Origin of the sequence: Brevibacterium aurantiacum, assembly GCF_007558825.1 — a bacterium.
Classification (GTDB): Bacteria; Actinomycetota; Actinomycetes; order Actinomycetales; family Brevibacteriaceae; genus Brevibacterium; species Brevibacterium aurantiacum_A.
Genome location: NZ_VLTK01000001.1, coordinates 1 through 19,111 on the forward strand (window position 1 = coordinate 1; position 19,111 = coordinate 19,111).

A 19,111-nucleotide genomic window follows, 5' to 3' on the forward strand; every position below is an offset into this window, starting at 1 on the left:
CACCGAGGGTGGCATCCGGGCTGTTTATCTGAGTCTTGTCGGGGGGTAGCCAAGGCGCTGGGACTGAGTTTCAATGGATGCATGAGAGCCATTTGGACCGGATCGATTGCGTTTGGTCTCGTCAACGTGCCGGTGAAGCTCTACTCGGCCACCGAGAACCACGATGTCAGCATGCACCAGGTGCATGAGAAGGACGGCGGACGCATCCGCAATCAACACCGTTGTCAGGAGTGTGGGAAAGTCGTTGAGTTCGACGACATAGTCAAGGCCTACGACGACGGCGACAACCGCGTGATTCTCACAAAAGACGATTTCGAGGCCCTGCCCGCCGATGAGAACGACGATCTTGAGGTCCTCCAGTTCGTACCCAACGATCAGATCGACCCGATCATGCTGGAGAAATCGTACTTCCTGGAGCCGACGTCGAAGACACCGAAGGCCTATCTGCTTCTGCGGCAGACGCTCGAAGACACCGACCGCACGGCCATCGTGAAGATCACTCTGCGCACCCGCACCCGACTGGCGATCCTGCGAGTGTGCGGAAAGGTGCTCATGATCCAGACATTGCGCTGGGCCGATGAGATCCGCGACGTCGATTTCAAGGGAGTGAACTCCCAGGCGAAGATCTCCAAAAAGGAACTGGAGATGTCAGCCAAACTCGTCGAATCGTACTCGGAGGACTTCACACCGGAGGAGTTCAACGACGACTACCAGGATGAACTGCGCAAGCTCATCGACGCGAAGATCGACAAGGGAGAGACCCTCGACCTGGAGAAGGCCTTCCCTGACGAGGACGAGAATGAGGAGCCCAGCGGCGATGTCATCGATCTGATGGAGGCGCTGCGCAAATCCGTCGACACCTCACGCTCCTCGAAGAAGGGCTCGAACAGATCCGGCGCGAAGAAGACGTCCGGAAAAACGTCGTCTGGAAAGTCCTCGTCTTCGAAATCAGGCGCCAAGAAGAAGACCGGATGACGCGAAGAAAGAACCCTCAGATGAGTTCGCACGGTACTCCGTGCGTACTGACGAATCGTCAGCGCTTTGGCAGCACGACTGTGATCAGTTCGGCTGACCGATCACCAACAGGAGCTTTCCATTGGCGAGCTTCGCCTCGAGGCCATCGCACTCTTCTGAACCGAAGCCGAATCCGCTGAAAACGGTTCTGAGCTCAGAGTCTTCTTCGTTGTAGCGATCGGCAGCGAGGTCCGCGATATCGACAGGCTGGAATGTGGCATCGCCGACGATGCAGTCGATGCGTTCGTCATCGTGGGCGAACACATGGAGACATTCCTTCGGAACACCCTTCGATGCTTGCTTCTTCAGCTCGTTCAGCAGCCCGATATCGTCCTGAAATGCCTTCACCATTGCTTTCATTCCAGTTCAGCTCCTCGTTCGAACCAGTGACTACCCGCAGTATCTCATCACGGTGCCGGCGACGTCACTGCTCGGCCAGATCTCCCTGCGGCTCGTCGGCCTTGGCCAGCGCTGTGAGAAACCGGACGACGACCTCGCGATCATCACTGCTCATGGAGGCTGCGACATCAAAGCGGCGCGCGTGTTGGCGACCGATCGTCTCACGTGCCGCCTTGGCGGTCTGAGGAGTCACATTGATGCAGATCGTCCGCTGATCTTTGGGATGCGGTGCACGAATCAGGTGACCTGCTGCGACGAGGCGATCGATGAGCTTCGTCGTCGATGCGCTGGAGATCCCCACTTCATGGGCAATGTCCCTCGGGGTGATGATCTGGCCCTGCCTCTGCGCTTGCATGAGCATTCGAATGGCGCGCATATCACTCTCGTTGAGGCGCATATACCGTCTGGACGCCTCCGACAATGCCCGGTCTGCTTCCCGCCAGCGGCGCAGCGCCTCCATGACGGACATGCATTGCGTGATTTCGGACTGCGTCAGCTGCGAACGATCGGAGAACTCGGGGTCGTTCGAAAAGTACTTCAATTCTGACTCCGGGTGGATTCTCCGCTCTGTACTCGACACGATGACAGCATACCGTTGCTATGCTAGATTAAACCTCTCGCCTGGCTAACGAAAGTGGGTTCGAACTGTGGAAATGGTTGTTCTCGTCGACCGCACCGGAGACCCCATCGGCGTGGAAGACAAAGCCGCAGTCCATGGAGTCTCCACTCCACGGCACTTGGCATTCTCATGCCATGTCGTGGACCGACGCGGCCGTCTCCTCGTCACACGGCGCGCACTGTCGAAGAGGACGTGGCCGGGAGTATGGACGAATTCCTTCTGCGGCCATCCCGCACCCGGGGAATCGTTTGAGGAGGCCCTCAGCCGCCGCTCCCGGTTCGAGCTCGGGCTGAGCATTGATCGCATCACCTGCGCCGTCCCCGACTTTGCCTACGTCGCCCGTGACGCCTCCGGAATCGAAGAGAACGAACTCTGCCCCGTCTTCATCGCCCGGGCCACATCGTCGATGGCACCCAATCCCGCCGAGGTGGCCCAGACTCAGTGGACGACGGTCGCGGAGCTGACAACGGCGATCGACTCGGCTCCATGGGCGTTCAGCCCGTGGTTGGTCGAGCACTTCCCCGAACTTGCACCACATATCGCCGAGCACATTGCCGAGGCAGGATTCTATGACTGATTCCATCACCCCGCTCGATGACATCGCGTTCTCGTTCCAGGACCGGCTCGCGCAGGTGCTCGCGGAGGGACGGCAACGGTCTCGCGGCGGCTCTCCACAGTACGGGCAGCTCTGGGAGTCGCTGACGCGTATGGCCACGGGCGGTAAGTTGATCCGGCCGCGACTGCTCATGGATGCCCATCGCAGTCTGGGCGGAGGCGACCAGGCAGCCGCCGTCGATGCGGCCTGTGCAATGCAGCTGCTGCACATCGCCCTCGTCATCCATGACGATGTCATCGACAACGACACCGTCCGCCGTGGTGAGGCGAACATCTCCGGAGAGTTCGCCTCCGACGCGATGCGCCGCAGTGCCGGCCGACGTGAGGCTCAGGCGTGGGGAAACGCAACAGCACTGCTGGGCGGTGACCTGATGCTCACCCTCGCCCATTCTCTGCTGGCTCGGCTCGATGTCGACGACGCCAAGCGCCGGGCCATCCTCGACATCTTCGATGACACTGTGTTCCAGAGCGCGGCGGGAGAACACTCCGATGTATGGCTGAGCCTGCATCTGGAAGAGGCGCGTTCACAGGAAGTCCTTGAGATGGCCGGACAGAAGACCGCCGTGTACTCGTTTCAGGCGCCTCTGCTCATCGCGGCCGTTCTGGCTGGGGCCAACACCGCACTCGCTGAGGAACTGGCCGCCATCGCTGTGCAGATCGGCGTGGTCTACCAGCTGCGCGATGACGTCCTCGGCCTGTTCGGGGACGAGCAGGTGACGGGAAAGTCCAACTTCAGCGACCTCCGCGAGGGCAAAGAGACATTGCTCATCGCCTTCGCCCGGTCTGATCCCTCGTGGGCAGACGTCCAGCACCTCTTCGGGGACAGGATGCTGAGCACCGCCGATGGCCATCGGCTGCGCAAAGTCGTCGAGGAATCCGGTGCGCTCGTCTTCGTCGAGTCCATCATCTCCGAACGCTGTGAGGGCCTGTACCGATTCATTCGAGAATCGACTCTGCCACCCGCGTTGCGTCATCAGCTCATCGAACTGACCTCCGAGTGCAATCGCCGCACCGCATGAACTCGCTGCCCATGCGCAAGGCTCTCAGGGACGATGAGAGGACAGAGCCCCGAATCGACCATGAGCAAGACATGTGGAGGATCCGGTCGTTCGAGGCGGCTCGGCAGGTGCTGCGTGCCCGCCGACAGACCACGCAGGCCGGATTCACCGCGGAGAAGATTCCGCGGGGCTACTTTCGCCATCATCCGATCCTGATCTCCGATGGTGATGATCACGATGCGCAACGCAGAGAAGTCGCGCGGTTCTTCGCCCCTTCCGTGGTCTCGGCCAAGTACGGAGATTTCATCAACGACCGCGCTCAGGCCATCATCGACGATGCCGTCGCGGAGGGCACATGCCGCCTTGACGACCTCGCTCTGGACTACTCGGTCGAGGTCACCGCCACGGTAGTGGGGCTGACCGAATCGTCGGTTGCCGGAATGTCCAAGCGCCTCGTCGGATTCTTCAAACAGCCCCCGGTCGACCTCTCCGCTCCATCGATGGGACGCACACCTCGGCAGTGGATGCAGGCGGCCATCAACGGACTCGTCCCGATCGCGCGGTTCTACTCCGCCGATGTGCGACCGGCGATCCGCGCCCGTCGCGCACGGCGACGTGACGATGTCCTCTCCCATCTGCTTGACGCCGGATACGGCACTGCCGACATCCTCGTCGAATGCATGACCTATGGCACTGCGGGCATGGTCACTACTCGTGAATTCATCTCTATGGCGTGTTGGCACCTGCTGTCTGACGACGAGTTGGGCCGCACATATCGTCAGGCGCCACAACCGGCCAGGTTGGCGATGCTGGAAGAGATCATCCGCCTCGACCCGGTGGTCGGCCACCTCTACCGGCGGGCACAGACCGATATCGACATCACCGACGACGGTCGCGTCCACACCATCTCCCAAGGCGATCTGATCGACGTGTGCGTCCAGCAGACGAACGCCGATCCGCAGGTGATGGGGGCGAGCCCGGATGCTCTCTGCCCGAGACGGGAGCGGAAGCAGGGAACGCCTGCAGCGGGATTGAGCTTCAGCGACGGAGCACACAGCTGCCCCGGTCAAGCATTGGCGCTGTTCGAAACCGATGCCCTCCTGCACCCGCTGCTGGCCCGTCGACCCCGCATTCTCCGTGAACCCTCGATCAGCTGGGACAACCTCATCGAGGGGTATCGCCTGCGCGGCTTGGATCTGAGCCTGATGGACAGGTCGCGCCCAGCAGCCACGAGAGAGCCGATATGAGCTCATTCCAATATCTGGCGCTGATGGGTGCCTGCCTGCTGATCACACTTCCTCTGGAACTGGTGTTCTCCGCCAGGGTGTATCGACGCTGGAAGATCCTGGTCGGATCTCTTGTTCCGATCGTCCTCATCTTCTCACTCTGGGACATCGTCGCCATTTCCCGCGATCACTGGACCTACAACCCGAAGTACGTCACCGGCATCCACCTCGGCGACCTTCCGTTGGAAGAGATCGTCTTCTTCATCGTCATCCCGATCTGCGCTCTGCTCAGTTACGAAGCTGTGGGCACCGTGCTCGAATTCTTCGCCAAGAAGGCCAAGAGCAGAAGGGGAGGCAATGATGGTGCCTGAATACACGCTGATGACGATCCTCGGAATGGTGGTCGTCATCGGGCTCGAGGTCTTCGTCTTCCGCAGCGGGATCTTCCGACGCGCGAAGTACTGGGTCGCGCTCGCCATCTGTCTGGGATTCCAATGCCTGGTCGACGGATGGCTGACCAAACTGACCGACCCCATCGTCATCTACAACCCGTCTCAGTTCCTGAATCTGCGCTTCCCCTGGGACATCCCGATCGAAGACTTCGGATTCGGATTCGCCATGATCACCTCTGTGCTCATGATGTGGCAGTGGCAGCTCAACCGTCTGCAGAAGGGCACCGAATGACACCTGGACCACGACCCAGAGATCGACGTGCTGAGAACATCCCAGCACCGCAGGGACGTCCTCGCCCTCTCAGACCCAAACGGGTCACGGTCATCGGCGGGGGCATCGCGGGATTGTCCGCGGCCACGATCCTCGCCGAACACGGCGTCAAGGTCACTGTGATCGAGGCCGAGGACCACCTCGGCGGACGTGTGGGGGCGTGGCCGGTCGAGGCCGATCGGACCATGAGCCGAGGATTCCACGCCTTCTTTCGGCAGTACTACAACCTTCGCGATCTGCTCAGTCGGGCAGATCCCGAGCTCCACCGGCTGGAGCCCGTCGACGACTACCCTCTCACCCATCGCCGAGGCCTCACGGACACCTTCGCCTCGATCCCCCGAACTCCACCGTTCAATCTCCTCGGCTTCGTCTGGCGGAGTCCGACGTTCCCTCTGCATCGGCTCCTCGACGTCGACATCCCGGCTGCGGTGGAACTCATCGACGTCGAGTTTCCCGCCACCTACCGACAATACGACGGTGAGTCCGCGGCAGACTTCCTCGACCGGCTGCGCTTCCCCGAGGAGGCCCGCCATCTGGCTCTTGAGGTGTTCGCACGCTCATTCTTCGCCGATCCGGCCGATTTCTCCGCCGGAGAGCTCATCGCCATGTTCCACACCTACTTCGCGGGATCGGCCGAGGGGCTGCTCTTCGACGTCCCCGTCGATGACTACGACACCGCGCTCTGGGCTCCGCTGGCCGACTATCTCACCGAGCTGGGGGTGCAGATCCGCACCGGTGAGATGGTGACCTCCCTTGAAGCCACGTCCTCCGGCTGGATGGTGTCGACCGGTGACCACGAGGTCCACGGGGACGCTGTGGTTCTCGCCGCCGACCCCGCGCGAGCCCGCGAGCTGCTGAGAGCCAGCCACGACTCGATCGTGCCCACCGCTGTCACCGCACAGGAGTGGCTTGAAAACATCGATTCACTGACCAACGCACCCGCCTTCGCGGTGCTTCGTCTCTGGCTCGGTGCACCCGTGGCTGACCACCGATCGGCGTTCCTCGGCACCAGCGGATACGACGTCCTCGACAATGTCTCGGTGCTCGAACGCTTCGAGGACGGTGCCAGCCGGTGGGCGCAATCTCACCACGGCTCGGTCCTGGAACTCCACGCCTACGCGCTCGACATCGACGCCGATCCATCCGAGCAGGACAGGGCGAGCATCGTGGCCCGCCTGCTCTCCGACCTGCATCAGGTCTACCCCGAAACCGCCCATCTGCCCATCGTCGACCAGGAGCTGCTCATCACAGCAGACTGCCCGTTGACGGACACGCGCCCCTGGGATGAGCGCCCCGAAGCCGTCACCCCGGTTCCGGGACTGGTCGTCGCCGGTGACTATGTGCGATGCAATCTCCCGGTGGCGCTGATGGAACGCGCTGCGACGACCGGTTATATGGCGGCCAACCACCTGCTCTCCTCGTGGAGGGTCGAGGGGACCCCGCTGTGGTCACCACCGACTCGCGGACTGCTGAGACGCGGGGTGCTCGGGCGCCTGGGGCGCGGGGTGTTGGGGCGCCTGGGGCGTGGGGTGTTGGGGCAGGCTAGGTAGATGAGACGCCGCCTGCCAGAGTTCACGCGACGACACCGCCGACCGCCTGCTTCCGAACGAGCATCACTGCAAATCACAGAGAGGAACTCATGAGCACTGACTGGAAACGCTTCATCCTTCCGTCGGCTCTGTGTGCCGGAGCAGCCACACTCGGTGCACTCGGCACGAAGGTCGATACTGCTTGGTACTCGAATCTGAAGAAGCCTGCATGGCAACCACCGGGCCAGGTCTTCGGTCCCGCGTGGACAACCTTGTATTCGTTGACAGCATTCGCATCGGGCCGCGTTCTGAATCGCTTGCCGAACAAGCGGGACCGACGAGCGTACCTGGAAGAGTTGGGCGCGAACATGGCAGTCAATGTGGCATGGAGTTGGCTGTTCTTCTCCGCTCGGCGACCGGATGCTTCTCTCCTCACCTCGGCCGTGTTGGAAGCATCGACGCTGAGACTGCTGACGAAGGCCGCAAAGGTCGATCGGGTGTCGGCTGCAGCACTCGCACCGTACGCGGCGTGGGTGGGATTCGCGACCGTTCTCAACGCGGAGATCCTGCGTCTCAATCCGAGCGGTCGCTGATGGGCACGACCGAGGAGGACCTCACTCTGGTGTGGTTTCGTGATGACCTGCGCGTGAGTGACCACGCAGCACTCACGGCGGCGCGTGCCGATGGCCGCGTCATCGCCGTGTGGATTCGTGAGACTCGCGACGGTCAGGGGCTGGGGCCAAGACCATTGGGCGGGGCCAGCCGATGGTGGGCGCACGAATCGTTGGCAGTTCTCCACCAAGAACTCTCTGATCTGGGAATTCCTCTGCTCTTCGCCGCAGGAGAGGCGGCTGCGATCGTTCCGCGGCTGGCCAACAGCCTCGGCGTCGGTGCGGTCCGGTGGTCACGCCGCTATGCCCCTGCCTCCCGGGCGCTCGACAGCCAGATCAAGTCCGTACTCCGCGAGCGGGGCTTCGCTGTCCATTCCCACATCGGGTCTCTCCTCGTCGAACCGTGGACGGTCGCACCTCAGGGTGGTGACCACTACAAGGTCTTCACCCCGTTCTGGAAGGCCGTGTCAGGACGCGAGGTCGGTGACGTGCTGCCCACTCCCGAACCACAGTCACCAATCGACCCGTCTCTGGTGGAATCCACGCGAGACTGCGCAGCCGTGACCGACCTCGACGGACTGGGGCTCCTCGACGGCACAGGGACCGGTTCAGGACATTTCGCAGCAGTCCGCGGTCCCCGATGGTGGCAGGACACCATCGCCTGCCACTGGCTGCCGGGAACCCGGGCCGCTGCCGACCAGCTCGACGATCTGGCGGTGGGCATCGACGGCTACAGCTCCACCAGGGATGTTCCCTCGGATGCCAACAGCACCTCTCGACTCTCGCCGAGGCTGCGGTTCGGAGAACTGTCACCGCGGCAGCTCCTCCACGCCGCCCAGACGACGAGGTCCGTCACCTCAGACGACCGCGCAGCATGGGTTCGTCAGCTCTACTGGCGCGAATTCTCCTGGCATCTGACTTATCACTACCCCGACATCGACTACACACCGATCAGGAGCGAGTTCAGGAACTTCCCCTACGAAGACGACGATGAGGCTCTGGCGCACTGGAGGTCGGGGGCCACAGGCTATCCACTCGTCGACGCTGGCATGGCACAGCTGTGGGAGACCGGGTGGATGCACAACAGAGTTCGGATGGTCACGGCGAGCTTTCTCACCAAGAACCTCCTCCAACATTGGTGGTGCGGTGAGCAGTGGTTCTGGGACACCCTCGTCGACGCAGATGAAGCCAACAACCCGGTCTCCTGGCAGTGGGTCGCGGGAAGCGGAGCCGATGCCGCTCCCTATTTCCGAGTCTTCAATCCCGAACGCCAACGCGAACGCTTCGATCCCGACGGCACCTACGTCGACGGCTGGCTTCCATATCCCCCAGCTGCGGCGCCTGCTCCCATCGTCGACCTCGCGGATTCGCGACAGGCCGCATTGAGTGCCTACGATCGGATGAAGAATTTCTCCGCAGGCGATGCGTCCGCAGGCGATGTGTCCGCGGGCGATGACGATACGAAAGCGGTCCGATCATGAAGGTGCTTCTAGCAGGATGTGGTGGTCTCGGAACCCGTCTGGGCCTGCGGCTGGTGCGAAGCGGCCATGAAGTCGTCGGTGCACGCCGGCGTCCCGAGCAGCTTCCCGACTCGTTCGAGACGCTTGCTGTGGACCTCGGCAACCCCGGTGACACCACCATCGACGGCATCGATGCAGTGGTCATCACGCTGACTCCCGATGACTATTCCGATGCGAGTTATGAGCAGACGTATCGCCGTGGAGTCGAGGGCCTGATCAGCATCCTGAGATCCCGACCCAAACGGGTGATCCTCGTGTCCTCGACTCGGGTCCTCGGCAGTGCGTCGCCTGGCGAGACTGCAGATGAGGACACTGAGCCCCTGCCTGAGTCGGCTCCTGCACGCACTCTCTGGGAGACCGAGAATCTGATTCGCAGTGCGTTCCCTTCCGCCTCGATCGTTCGGGCCGCCGGGATCTATGGTCGCGAGGATTCTCGTCTCGTCGACGGAGTTCTCTCCGGCCGAGCAGTGAACTACCGACGGTGGACGAATCGCATTCACTACAGAGATCTCATTCGTACCGTGGAAGCTCTCCTGTTCACTTCTGACCCGCCGCAGCTGTTGCATGCCGCGGACTCGTGTCCAGTTCAGTTGGGCGAGGTCGTCGAGTTCCTGGCTTCCGCGCTGAACGTCTCGCCTCCGCCAGACCTGAGGAAAGAGCCCGAGGCGGGAAGACGAATCGAGAACACTCGGCTCCATGACTTCATCGGAGCATTGGAGTTTCCAACGTTCAGAGACGGATACCGGCACCAGTTGCGCGATCTTGCGCCGGCAGCGGACCCGGGCTTGAGTCCCCACGGATGTGTTTGAGAACCAGTTCAGCGCTGATCAGGCACATCGGCACACCGACACCGGGTGCCGTCGTTGCACCGGCGTAGAAGAGTCCCTCTACCTTCTTGGAGGCATTCTGCTGGCGGAACATAGCGCTCTGCCGCAGCGTATGGGCAGGCCCGAGCATCCCGCCCAGCCACGAATTGAAGTTGCTGGAGAAATCCGTCGGACCCTGTGTCTGCCGAAATCTGATCCGAGCTCTCAGGTCAGGAACGCCCGCCCATTGCGCAATCTGATCGATGGCTCGATCCGCCGCACGCTCGATGCGCGGATCTCCCTGCCCATCGCTGCCGCCTGCACCCAGGCCTGCATCAGCAGGCACGGGTATGAGGATGAAGAGATTCTCGTGATCGGGTGGTGCCACGCTGGGATCGGTGTGGCTGGGTTTGCACACATAGGCCGATGCTGGGGAGGAGATCTTCGGTCGAGGGCCGAAGATGTCGTCGAAGTTGGTCGACCAGTCGTCGGTGAAGAACAGTGAGTGATGGGGAAGCTGCGGGACTTCTCCCTCAATTCCGAGGAAGACCAGAATGGCACCCGGCCCGCTCGTCACCCTCTCCCACCAGCTTTCAGGGAAGCTCCGATCGACAGGATCGAGGAGTCGAGTCTCCGTGTGGTGGAGATCAGCGGCGGAGACCACGATGTCACAGCGGTGTTCGTGCTTTCGGCCCTCGTGATCCGTCCAGACGAGACCGGTGGCTTTCCGGCGTCGACGGCTGTGCGTGACGGCAGATATGTGCTCCACCGCAGCGTTGGTGTGCACGCGGACTCCGGATTCTTCGACGATGCGGGTCACCGCGTCGACGATGGATCTGAATCCTCCCATCGGGTATCGGACCCCGTCGTCGAGATCCAAGGCACTCATCAGGTGGTAGATCGCAGGTGCCGTTCGCGGGTCCGTGCCGAGGAAGATTGCCGGATATTGGAGGATCTGTCTCAGCACGGGATGTCTCACCGCGGCGGAGGAGAAGCGTTCAAGAGATGTGCCGAGCAGACGAATCAAGGTGGGGAGCGCGGTCATGATCTCTGTCCGAAGCATCGATATCGGTGAAGTGAAGGGATTGTAGAGGAAGTAGTCGATCGCCATGTTCTTGGCGCGGTCGGCCGATGCCAGGTATCGGCTCAGAGAACGGCCGCTGCCCCTCTCGACGCGTTCGAATACCTCGAGCACTCGAGCTCTGCCCTGCGGAATCGTGATCGTCTGCCCTGGCGCGGATGTCGAGCCGGGACTGAATACGGCGTAGGCCGGGTCAAGACTGCGCAGATCCAATTCGGCACTCGCAGAGGTCCCGACGAGGTTGAAGAAGTGTTCGTAGACGTCTGGCATGAGGTACCAGGAAGGCCCGGTGTCGAATCGATAGCCGTCCCGCTCGATCGAACCGATACGACCGCCGAGCGTGGAATTCTGTTCGAAGAGGTCGACGGTATGTCCTTCGCGTGCCAACAGTGCTGCGGTGGCGAGGCCCGCCGCACCTCCACCGATGACACCGATGCGCTGCGTCATGGCCGTCCTTCCCTCGCTGTCGACAGGATGGCTCGCGATGCAAGACCCGCCTTCACCACGTTGGGGATGCGCACACGCTCCAGATAGAGGCGATCTACGGGAGTGAGAGCGATCCTGTCGTTGAGAGCGGCGAAGAGTGCAGCAGCACTTCGCACGGCTGCTCTGGCGTCCTTCGGCAGCAGGGAGAACGTGGCCTGAGCATGCGCGAGCTGCTGTCGGATGATGATCACCCACGCGGTCTTGTCAGAATCTGAGAGTCGAGTCTCAGTGGTGAGGTAGCTGCGATGAAGGCGCGCACTGTCGTCGGCCAGATCGCGGAGGAAGTTGATGTTCTGAAACGCCGCCCCGAGCTGCCGCGCACCGAATTCCAGCGTCTCGACCTCGGCGGGGGTGCGGATCTGATCGCTGAGGAAGACCTTGAGGCACATCAGGCCGACCACCTCGGCGGAACCGTAGACGTAATCCCGATGCTCGTCCGCAGGGAGACTGCGGACGGGCGCACTCGGGGCGCTCAGATCTGCCCGCATTGAGGCGAAGAACGGCTCGATGAGATCAAACGTGATTCCGGTGGTCCTGGCCGTCTGCGCAAACGCGTGGATGATGAGGTTGTCACTGATGCCGAAGTGCAGTGCACTGCGGGTTGCGGCAGAGAAGTTGTCCAGCAGCTGCCGCTGCTCGCCTGCATCGAGTCCAGCATCAGCGGCAAGACCATCAACGATCTCATCGGCGATCCGGACAAGGGCGTAGATATTGCGGATGTGGTGCCGATAGGTGGGCCCGAGGAATCTGGTGGCCAGACCGAAGGACGTCGAATAGTTCGAGATGACGGCCGCGGCCGCCTGCTGGGCCGTGTGGCTGAACACTTCGTGCGTCTGCGGGAACATATTCGCTAGCTTAGCTAACGAATATGTTCCTGGCGTCGCCCGGGGTGAGATTTCTTCGCAGCTGCGGCAATGTTCTTCGCCATGGCAGGAAAGATGAGTCGGTGAAAGGGAGAGACGAAGGCCCAGTAGATCCGACCGGGAACTCCCTTGGGGATGAAGATCGCCCGCTGCCTGAAGTCGCAGCCTTGACCGGCATCGGTCGTGGTGAATTCGAGCCAGGCGCCGCCTGATACCCGCATCTCCGCCCGCAGGAGCAGCCGACGCTCGGGCTCGAGCTCTTCGACTCGCCACCAGTCGACCGGGTCACCGACCCGAAGCCGATCGGGAAGTCTCCGCCCGCGGTTGAGGCCCGCGCCGCCGACGATCTTGTCCCACACTCCCCGAACCCGCCACGCCAACGGCCACGAATACCAGCCGTTCTTCCCACCGATGCCTTCGATGACCGGCCAGAGCTGCCTGGGAGTCAGATCAGGGAAGTGCAGTGTTCGATCATCGGTGAAGACGCGCTCTCCTGCCCATTCGGGGTCATTGGGCAGCGGCTTCGCCGCCTGGGCAAGCCCTCCGGCGTCAGCATCCCAATTGGTGTCGACGGCTCCTTCGGCTTCGCGCAGCAGAGCCAGACGCACGGACTGCTCGAAGTCGAGCAGCTCCTCGGGCGGTGGAGGGATGACCTCATCGACGTCGCGGTCCTTGGTCACCGCGTCTTCCTGCAGCGACTGAACGAGCGGCAGCGTCAGTGCGAATGGCAGCGGGGTGACGAGTCCGACCCAGATGCCGGACAGCGTGGGCGCAGGCAGCGGAAGCGTGATGACTCGCCGGGGTTTGAGTCCGGCGATCGCAGCGAATCTTCTCATGATCTCGGCGTACTTGAGAACATCGTGGGATCCGATGTCGAAGGCACGATTGACGTCACCGTCGATATCGACGGCCTTGAGGAGGTAGTAGAGCACATCACGGACCGCCAGCGGTTCGACGTGATTGCCGACCCACCTCGGCGCCGGCATCAGCCTCAATGTCAGGGCGAGGTGACGAACCATCTCAAACGAAGCCGAGCCTGATCCGATGATGATGCCTGCCTGGAACGCAACGGTGGGCACAGGCGAATCGATGAGAATCCGGCCGACCTCTGCTCGCGAGCGCATGTGCATAGACAGGTCCGTCTTGTCGGGGTGGAGTCCGCCGAGGTAGACGATACGTCGAACACCGGCGGCTTCTGCCGCTTCGGCTACCCGCCTGGCCGTTGCGGCCTCCTTTTCTTCAAAGTCACGCCCCGATCCCATCGAGTGGACGAGATGATGGATGACCTGCGCTCCGGCTGCGGCCTCGATGAGGCCGTCTCCATCGTCGAGATCGACGCGATGGATGTCGACCTCATCGGCCCAGGGCACCTGTTCGAGCTTGTGCGGCGATCTCACGGCGACACGAACGTGGTGGCCGGCCTGCAGAAGGCGAGGAACGAGCCTCCCCCCGATATAGCCGGTGGCCCCGAGCACAAGAACGGTTCGCGGGAGAGGTGAGGGGTCGATGGTTTCGAGTCGAGATTGCGCCATTTAGTCACCATAGGCAATATTCACTAGCTTGGCTAGTAATAGCCGGAACTGCCTTGGCTGGCAATGGACAGAAGCGGCTTCACGACCACGCGACGCCTCAGCATGCGTGCACCGAGAAATCAGATCGCCTCACCGGCTCACCAGGGATTCGCCAGCTGCCACTGCTCGAACCAATACCTGTCGCCCTGATAGTGGGACTTGGAAGGCTTGCAGCCCTTGAGATCCGTATGCTCTCGCAGCCAGATGCGCACCAGGCCAGGCACCTCTTCCATCCGGTGGCGCCAGTCCTCGAGCGGCAGCAGCAGCACCCTACCGTCCTCTGCCGTGAGACGGCACGAGTAGTTCGGCAGCCCCTCGGTGTTCTGGGAATGTGTATAGCTGATCTGCTCACAACCTGTGGTGAGGTAGAAGCGGATGTACTCCCCCGAAACGTCTGAGCACAGCGACTTGAAGTCCTGGTACCGACTGAGCCATTCCGGTCGCTGATATTCGTTCATACGTTCTATTATGCCTCAGCGATGAGTGGCTTCTCCTGCGGGCCACCGTCCTCGCCAATTCAGCCGGGACGATTCAGCGTGCTCAATACGGAGTGCCGGTGAGCATACCGGCGATCAATCCGAGCACCGCAATGACGGCCAGGACGATGATGAGCACACGTTTACGCATAGTCCTGATTCTACGCAGGACGCCTGGACAGCAGCTCCGCGAGGAACGAATCATTCGCTTCTCCTCGACGCACGCATGAGCAGAACTGCCAGCAGAACGCAGAGCAGGTAGACCAATCCGACAACGGCCCAGCCCAGCGAGAAGCCACCGGGTGAGCTGACCAACAGCCCCATGGCCACCGGCCCCAGGGCGAACCCGGTGAACATCCCGGCGGTGACCATTCCACTTGCCGACGCCATCGCGGTCGCGGGGATCGATCGAATGAGAGCGCTCATGAGAACCACAGAGACGCCGAGTGCCGAGGTGCCGTGCAGGGCCGCCGCGAGCCACAGCAGCCACGGCCAGCCGGTCACACCAGCGGCAGAGAACATGGCGGCACCGGTGACGGCGATGAGCGCAAGAAGCAGCAGCACGCGGGGCCCAGAAGCACCGCGAGCCATCTGCCTGGCCCAACCGACTCGGGCAGCCACACCGATCGCACCGGCCACTGCGGCGGTGGCACCGCCGAGCACGAGCGGAAAGTCCAACTCGCGCACTGAGAACAGCGGCATGTAGACGTTGGTTGCTTGGACTCCGATGCCGTTGAGCAGGCCGAAGGCCGCCAGTGCCCACATCATGCCCGGATACTGCTGCGAGGCGGCTGGCGTGGGTGTCACCGGCGCAACAGGATCAGCGGCAGCGTCGACGCCTCCCTCGAGATCGGGTTCACCGGGATCAGGTTCGACAACCGAGGCCGAAGTCTCGGTCAACAGTGGTGCGGCGCCCAGCGAACGCCAGGCCATCACCATCAGGACGAGCGGGACGAGTGCGATGACCAGTGCCGCGCCCCGCCACCCTGCAGCCGCTGCCAGAAGAGGGAAGACCGCGCTGGCGACCAGCTGGCTGACCTGCACCCCCGACTGCTTGATCCCCACCCAGCCGATCCGCTTCTGCACCGGAACACGTTCGAGGAGGATCCGATTGGTGACCCCGTTGGGGAAAGACTGAGCAAGGCCCGACAGTGCTGCGGCGATGATCAGCATCACGAATCCGGCAGGGACTGCCACCAGTGCCAATGCCGCGGCGGCGAGTGCGAACACAATGATCATGAGGGACATGTCCGAATGCCTGTCGGCGACACGTGCCAGTGTGGCGTTGCCGATGGCCGCACACGCGAAGCAGGCGGTGGCCAGGAGACCGAATTGTGCCTCCGAGATGCCGAGGTCGACGATGATCGAGTCGCTGACAGCACTGAGTCCGTAGAGCAGCAGCGGTCCGGCACCGACAGCGCCCAGCAGGACCGTCAGCAGACTTCGGCTCGGTGCCTGCTGCTCTCGTCTCACCAAACCCCGCTCCCTTCATGCTCCCTTTCCGCATGGTAGGCAAACTGAGGGGCCGCAGTGGTTTGAGTCCGAGTGGTGACCACTTCACTGAGGTCGATCAGGGGATGACGCATCCGCTAGCCAGCACCGTGGCGTAGGAGTAGAAGACTGAAGAGAACACGGTGACGAATGCCGCGAGCACACTGACCAGAGCCAACACCGGCAGTATCCCGGACGTCATCGTGGCCGGTGAGACCAACTGCCGAATGCGATCAGCTCCGGCGATGTTGAGGGCATGGAGACCGCCGAGGTGGTCGCCCTGGCTCGTCGGCTGCCCGATCTTGAGGAGAGCGCTGGCCAGAGCCGCCGTGCCGGCGACCTGCCTCGCTCGGTTATCGGCAGCGATCTCGAGATAGCGGGGAATGGAAGCGGCCACCTCGGCGAACAAGGGAATGAACGACAGCGGTCGCACGAACGTGTCGACGATTGCCATCACCCGATGATGCCCGCCCTCGATGTGGGCTCGTTCATGCTCGAGCACGGCGGTGAGCTCATTCTTCTCCAAGCTCGCGCACAGCGCTTCGGAAACGATCACACCACCGTATTTCTGTGGCAGTGAGAACGCGAACGGGGCCCGGCCCTCGAGGACGTTCAGTGAATGCCCGTTGACATCAGCGACTGCCGAGTCCCGGCGCAGACGCCGGGCTGCAGCCGAGTTCGCCTGTTTGCGACGAGTCCGCTGATGCAGCGCCCAGACGACGGAGACCACCGAGAGCACAAGCGGGAAGATGAGGAAGAGGACCACCGGGACCAATGTGTCGACCTGCGCCAGCCCGGGGAACGGGCTGGCTGCGATGAGGCACCGCTGGCACACATCGGCAAGGGGAACGGGGAGAACATCCGGCCCCTTGAACAGCGTGGCGGCCATGAGGCTCAACGCTGCCACGACGGCCCACCACATCAGGGACACCAACAGGAGCCCATACACAGCCAGTTGCGGTACTCGCATGAGAACCGGCGCGGCCGTTCTCACGAGAAAGGGACCGATGAAGGTGATGAGGGCGAACAGAGCGATTGCGCCGGCGCCGATGAGCAGCAGACTCATCCGCGTTCGTCCTTGGAACTGAGATAGCCACGAAGGAGCTCGACGTCCTCGGCTCCGATGCCATCGACGAAGTGCAGGATCGATGCCGCCCGGTCTCCCCCGTTGAGAAGCGCGTTCTGCATGAGCGTCGCCGCATGCTCTTCGCGGCTGATGATCGGACGGTGCAGCACCGATCTGCCCTGTCGCTCACGCCGTACGAGGCCCTTCCGTTCAAGGTTCGTCAGCACAGTCGCGATCGTCGTGTAGGCGGGAACATTGTCTAAGTCTTCGATGATCTGCCTGACAGTCAACGACCCGTCGTCCCACAACAGGTCCATGACCTGCTGCTCGAGAGCCCCGAGGCGAATCGGCGATGACTTCTCAGTCGAACCCGACTTTGATGTCATGGCAGACGGCTCCTTTCACGAGTGGGCACCGGACAGGAGAACTGCCCCTTGAGGCGGACGACCACCGCGACCAGCAGGAGGAGGACCGACAACACCGCCAGCACAGGCTGCAGCGGCGCAAAGTATGTGAGAGCCCCAGTGTAGCCGAGCACCAGAAGTGCGATCTTGTTACAGACAGGGCACCCGACCGCGAACCACCCGAGCATGCCGCCCACGGTGCCGAAGGTACCGCCGTTGGTCCTCATCACGCCAGCCCCGGACTCCCCGACATAGGTGGCGATGAGCAGGCCGATGAGAACGGACATGAGGATCCAGATCGGATAGTCCCACCACACGGGTGGAATGTCTCTGGAGAACAGGGAGTTGGGGATGAGCACCGTCGACACACCGATGACGAGCACAGAGACACAGGCCGCCGCGATGGCGACGAGGATTCGGCGGGCGCCCCACATTCGAAGCGCCTGGGTCGCGTCTGAGAGATACGAGATCAATACATAACCCCTTCTTTGCACAGTGCCAGGCAATCTGATTACTATGGTCGTTAGTATACTATGTGCCATAGTAAAGTGCCATGGCACGCCGTCTCGGGCGCTCGGCGGCCCGGCGTTCCCGACTCGACCCCCTCAGCTCTCGACCCGACTTCCTCAGGAGGATTCCATGTTCCGTTCGGATCGCGGCCCCATGGTGTGGCTCGTCCCCTTGGCCGTAATCGTCCTCGCTGCGGTTCTCATCGGCGTGGTCATCGTCAATCAGGGCTCGCCCGAGGGCGGCACGAGCGTTCAGGGCACAGATTCGCAGAGCGAGTCGGGAGCCCGCGGCGAGTCCGATTCCGGCGGGGAAGAAGTCGACCTGTCATTCGTTGAGCACAGGGTCGACGGCGACAGCCGTGCAGCTGGCGATGTGGATGCCCCCGTGACCCTCGTCATGTTCTCCGACTACCAGTGCCCATACTGTGCGTCCTGGAACGAGGAGACATTGCCGACCATGATGGAATACGTCGCCGAGGGCGATCTGCGAATAGAGATGCGTGACCTCGCGGTCTTCGGTGAAGAGTCGGAAAGGGCGGCCCGCGCAGCCTATGCCGCCGGACTCCAGGACAAGTACTGGGAGTTCCACGATGCCATGTTCGAGGGCGGCGAGCATCCTGCGAAATCCGAACTCGATGACGACTCGCTGGTGGCTGCGGCAAAGGATCTCGGGCTCGATCCCGTGAAGTTCAAGGGAGACTTGAATTCGGTCGATGCCCACGAAGAGTTCGAGGCCAACGCCCAAGAGGGCTCTTCCCTGGGTGTGGCCAGCACCCCGACGTTCGTCATCGGCGGCAAACCCCTCGTGGGCGCCCAACCGACCAAGGAATTCGTCAGCGCCGTCGACGACGCCCTCGCCGAGGCGGAAGGGTAAGGAATCGTGCGACCATGGTCCACCACCTCGGCGGCACTGCCACTCGTTCTTGCCATCGTCCTGCCGCTCAGCGCCTGTTCTGTCCTCGACCAGGAATCCCCGTCCTCCGAGCCGAGCACGGCTGGCTCACGAGCCCCGAGCTTCGGACCTTCGGGGGCCGGGGGCCGACTTCGAGACGCAGGGCGCGGGGAACGATTCCGCAGCGGCGCGGACCGTCGACCCCGGCTGGG

Annotated in this window: 22 protein-coding genes; 11 read left to right on the top strand and 11 right to left on the bottom strand. The window is 62.5% G+C overall.

Features of this window, described 5'->3' with window-relative positions; all coding sequences use genetic code 11:
- The first annotated feature begins 81 nt into the window (after positions 1–81).
- Positions 82–975, top strand: coding sequence for a non-homologous end joining protein Ku (gene ku, locus FO013_RS00005; protein ID WP_143920451.1), 894 nt, complete (start codon positions 82–84; stop codon positions 973–975).
- A gap of 84 nt (positions 976–1,059) precedes the next feature.
- On the opposite strand, the gene FO013_RS00010 is transcribed toward ku, so the two are convergent.
- Both FO013_RS00010 and FO013_RS00015 read right to left on the bottom strand, forming a co-directional pair.
- Complete coding sequence (locus FO013_RS00010; protein ID WP_186292938.1) at positions 1,060–1,365, bottom strand: general stress protein; 306 nt, start codon at positions 1,363–1,365, stop codon at positions 1,060–1,062.
- Between the two features lie 73 nt (positions 1,366–1,438).
- On the bottom strand, positions 1,439–1,993 hold the full coding sequence (locus tag FO013_RS00015; protein WP_260847874.1) for a MarR family winged helix-turn-helix transcriptional regulator: 555 nt from the start codon (positions 1,991–1,993) through the stop codon (positions 1,439–1,441).
- Between the two features lie 73 nt (positions 1,994–2,066).
- Here FO013_RS00015 and idi point away from each other — a divergent pair, with 73 nt between their 5' ends.
- The 9 genes from idi to FO013_RS00060 all read left to right on the top strand — a co-directional run bounded on the left by idi (position 2,067) and on the right by FO013_RS00060 (position 10,063).
- Positions 2,067–2,609, top strand: a complete 543-nt coding sequence (gene idi / locus FO013_RS00020) for an isopentenyl-diphosphate Delta-isomerase (RefSeq protein WP_143920453.1) — start codon at positions 2,067–2,069, stop codon at positions 2,607–2,609.
- Positions 2,602–3,666 (top strand): polyprenyl synthetase family protein, encoded by a 1,065-nt coding sequence (locus tag FO013_RS00025; protein ID WP_143920454.1) that lies wholly within the window; start codon positions 2,602–2,604, stop codon positions 3,664–3,666. The genes idi and FO013_RS00025 overlap by 8 nt, the downstream gene beginning before the upstream one ends.
- Entirely contained in the window at positions 3,663–4,892 is a 1,230-nt protein-coding gene (locus FO013_RS00030) for a cytochrome P450 (protein WP_260847875.1), read from the top strand. The genes FO013_RS00025 and FO013_RS00030 overlap by 4 nt, the downstream gene beginning before the upstream one ends.
- Positions 4,889–5,242 carry a lycopene cyclase domain-containing protein gene (locus tag FO013_RS00035; protein WP_143920456.1) on the top strand — a complete coding sequence of 118 codons (354 nt, stop codon included), beginning with the start codon at positions 4,889–4,891 and terminating at the stop codon, positions 5,240–5,242. The genes FO013_RS00030 and FO013_RS00035 overlap by 4 nt, the downstream gene beginning before the upstream one ends.
- The gene (locus FO013_RS00040) at positions 5,229–5,555 is read left to right on the top strand and encodes a lycopene cyclase domain-containing protein (RefSeq protein WP_313900558.1); all 327 of its coding nucleotides are present in this window, start codon (positions 5,229–5,231) and stop codon (positions 5,553–5,555) included. Before FO013_RS00035 ends, FO013_RS00040 begins: the two co-directional genes overlap by 14 nt.
- Positions 5,552–7,144: a hydroxysqualene dehydroxylase gene (locus tag FO013_RS00045; RefSeq protein WP_143920457.1), complete on the top strand. Its 1,593-nt coding sequence runs from the start codon at positions 5,552–5,554 to the stop codon at positions 7,142–7,144. Before FO013_RS00040 ends, FO013_RS00045 begins: the two co-directional genes overlap by 4 nt.
- 89 nt (positions 7,145–7,233) lie before the next feature.
- The gene (locus tag FO013_RS00050; RefSeq protein ID WP_143920458.1) at positions 7,234–7,716 is read left to right on the top strand and encodes a TspO/MBR family protein; all 483 of its coding nucleotides are present in this window, start codon (positions 7,234–7,236) and stop codon (positions 7,714–7,716) included.
- On the top strand, positions 7,716–9,215 hold the full coding sequence (locus FO013_RS00055; RefSeq protein WP_143920459.1) for a cryptochrome/photolyase family protein: 1,500 nt from the start codon (positions 7,716–7,718) through the stop codon (positions 9,213–9,215). Before FO013_RS00050 ends, FO013_RS00055 begins: the two co-directional genes overlap by 1 nt.
- Entirely contained in the window at positions 9,212–10,063 is an 852-nt protein-coding gene (locus tag FO013_RS00060) for a sugar nucleotide-binding protein (RefSeq protein ID WP_143920460.1), read from the top strand. The genes FO013_RS00055 and FO013_RS00060 overlap by 4 nt, the downstream gene beginning before the upstream one ends.
- Here the strand turns inward: FO013_RS00060 and crtI are convergent.
- From crtI to FO013_RS00100, 9 genes are all read right to left on the bottom strand, one after another.
- Positions 9,984–11,588, bottom strand: coding sequence for a phytoene desaturase family protein (gene crtI / locus FO013_RS00065; RefSeq protein ID WP_143920461.1), 1,605 nt, complete (start codon positions 11,586–11,588; stop codon positions 9,984–9,986). The two genes, FO013_RS00060 and crtI, sit on opposite strands and share 80 nt — an antisense overlap.
- Positions 11,585–12,472, bottom strand: coding sequence for a phytoene/squalene synthase family protein (locus FO013_RS00070; RefSeq protein WP_143920462.1), 888 nt, complete (start codon positions 12,470–12,472; stop codon positions 11,585–11,587). The genes crtI and FO013_RS00070 overlap by 4 nt, the downstream gene beginning before the upstream one ends.
- Before the next feature lie 14 nt (positions 12,473–12,486).
- Positions 12,487–14,022, bottom strand: a complete 1,536-nt coding sequence (locus FO013_RS00075) for an SDR family oxidoreductase (protein ID WP_143920463.1) — start codon at positions 14,020–14,022, stop codon at positions 12,487–12,489.
- A gap of 137 nt (positions 14,023–14,159) precedes the next feature.
- The gene (locus FO013_RS00080; RefSeq protein WP_143920464.1) at positions 14,160–14,519 is read right to left on the bottom strand and encodes a hypothetical protein; all 360 of its coding nucleotides are present in this window, start codon (positions 14,517–14,519) and stop codon (positions 14,160–14,162) included.
- Between the two features lie 82 nt (positions 14,520–14,601).
- Positions 14,602–14,742, bottom strand: coding sequence for a hypothetical protein (locus FO013_RS22265; RefSeq protein ID WP_186292939.1), 141 nt, complete (start codon positions 14,740–14,742; stop codon positions 14,602–14,604).
- Entirely contained in the window at positions 14,739–16,010 is a 1,272-nt protein-coding gene (locus FO013_RS00085) for an MFS transporter (protein ID WP_260847876.1), read from the bottom strand. The genes FO013_RS22265 and FO013_RS00085 overlap by 4 nt, the downstream gene beginning before the upstream one ends.
- Before the next feature lie 97 nt (positions 16,011–16,107).
- Positions 16,108–17,094, bottom strand: coding sequence for a M56 family metallopeptidase (locus FO013_RS00090; RefSeq protein ID WP_143920466.1), 987 nt, complete (start codon positions 17,092–17,094; stop codon positions 16,108–16,110).
- Positions 17,091–17,480 (bottom strand): BlaI/MecI/CopY family transcriptional regulator, encoded by a 390-nt coding sequence (locus FO013_RS00095; protein WP_143920467.1) that lies wholly within the window; start codon positions 17,478–17,480, stop codon positions 17,091–17,093. The genes FO013_RS00090 and FO013_RS00095 overlap by 4 nt, the downstream gene beginning before the upstream one ends.
- Positions 17,477–17,971, bottom strand: a complete 495-nt coding sequence (locus FO013_RS00100) for a hypothetical protein (RefSeq protein WP_260847877.1) — start codon at positions 17,969–17,971, stop codon at positions 17,477–17,479. The genes FO013_RS00095 and FO013_RS00100 overlap by 4 nt, the downstream gene beginning before the upstream one ends.
- 166 nt (positions 17,972–18,137) lie before the next feature.
- Between FO013_RS00100 and FO013_RS00105 the strand changes: the two genes are divergently transcribed.
- A complete protein-coding gene (locus FO013_RS00105; protein ID WP_222103554.1) occupies positions 18,138–18,881 on the top strand; it encodes a DsbA family protein in 744 nt (247 codons plus the stop codon).
- Positions 18,882–19,111: the final 230 nt, after the last annotated feature.